At 65.5% G+C, this 1,695-nt stretch carries 1 protein-coding gene; it reads right to left on the minus strand.

The features are described 5' to 3' along the window. Positions 1-175 precede the first annotated feature (175 nt). Complete coding sequence (locus ACN675_RS29055; RefSeq protein ID WP_420754101.1) at positions 176-1,570, minus strand: IS1380 family transposase; 1,395 nt, start codon at positions 1,568-1,570, stop codon at positions 176-178. Between the last annotated feature and the right edge of the window lie 125 nt (positions 1,571-1,695).

A 1,695-nucleotide genomic window follows, 5' to 3' on the forward strand; every position in this document is an offset into this window, starting at 1 on the left:
CTAGCCTCAATCTTTCGTGAGTCCCGCGTGCCGGCCTGAGCAGTTCGGATTCGATTGTGGAGGCGGTGGATCCGGTGTGCATCCACGCTCGGTCGCCCGACACGGTCGGTGACGTCGGGGTCCACGGCCCCGAACTGAGTGTCCTTTCGACTCGATAAATGAAGATACGTGCAGGTCACACAGGTGCAGGTAGCGCTGCAAGCCTGTTCAGACCGGCCACGAGAACATCGATACCGGGAGCCGTCGCGGCCAGCCGCAGTCGAACCCGACGGGCATGGCGGGCGATCTTCCCGGCGATCGACAGCACCCGCAGCCGTAGCCGTTTCGGCTCCCACCGCCGCGCCGGGACCTCGGTGAATGCCAGCATCTGCATCCACGCGGTCAACTCGCATGCCAGTTGCACGAGCGCGAGCCAGATCCGGTTCTGATCGAACCCGTGCAACGGAAGATTCTGCAGCCCGGTTGCTTTCGCTGTCCGGATCCGGTCCTCGCACCGAGCCCGACGGCGGTGCCGCAACTCCAGATCGGGGAGTTGCCCGCGGCGGGTGTTGGTCACGAACGCCGTCAACCGCAGGCCGTCACGGTCGGTGAACCGCAACTGCGCACCCGGATGCGGCCTCTCCTTCCTCACGATCACGCGCATGCCGGTCGGCCACGTCGACAGGTCGAGCAGCCCGGTGATCTCGGTGACCCAGGCCCCGTCCCGGACCTGCCCGTCCGAGTCGTAGGCCGGAGTCCATGCCTGCTCGGGAACCAGATCGATCGCGGCGGCATAGGCGTCGGTCAACCCGAATCCCACCGAATACGAGAGCCTGCGCTTGGTCAGATACTCGATCAAGGAGTGGGTGCCCCCGGCACCATCGATCCGGACCAGCACCTTCTTCCCGACCCGATATCCCGGGTCGAACGGCAACTGCGCCAGGGCGTCCTGCACGACAGTGACGTGATCGGCGGCGGTGTTCGAACCGGCATTGCCCGGGCGCAGCAGCATCGCGGCGGGTTCACCGGTGCCGTGCTCACCGTGGTCGACGAACGCACACAGCGGATGAAACCCGAAGCCGCGTTTGAAGTTCGGGGCAGCAGATTCCTTGTCCGAGTGCGCGGTGACGAGGGTGGCATCGATGTCGATGACCAGCGGCTTGTGCTCGTCGATGGCGTGATCGGGTGCCACCGACCCGGCGGCGGTCCAGGCGTGGGCGCGGGCGGTAGCGCGGGCCCGTCCGATCGCGGCGAGAGCGGTGTCGGCATCACTGGCGAGGGTGGTGATCAGGCGGGAGACAGTCGGGTCGGAGGCCACCTGGCCGAACAGTTCGGGGTGGGCGCGTAGTTGGTTGATGTCGGCGAGGCAGTCCCCGCCGATCGCCAGGGAGAGCGCGAGGTCGAGGAGGATCTTGCCGGAATCGTGACGTGCCAACGGTTTCCGGAACTGGCCGAGTTCGGTCGTCAATGCTGTGGTGAGGCCGGTTTTCTCGGCGGTGCGCAGCAGCAGGACGGCGCCGGCATGGGACACGACGCCGGTTCCGGTACCCGATGCGGACAGTTGTGGGTAGGGGGACGTAGACTTGCTCACCTGAAGGGTGCTCCTGGCTCACGCGATTGTTCAACCTTAGACAAGTCGAATTATCGCAGGTCGGAGCACCTTTCTTTCTGTGTGACACGGGTTGAGGTCGAATTTCCGTGAAAGCCCCGGGCTAG

This window comes from Rhodococcus sp. O3 (assembly GCF_048897285.1).
GTDB lineage: Bacteria > Actinomycetota > Actinomycetes > Mycobacteriales > Mycobacteriaceae > Rhodococcus.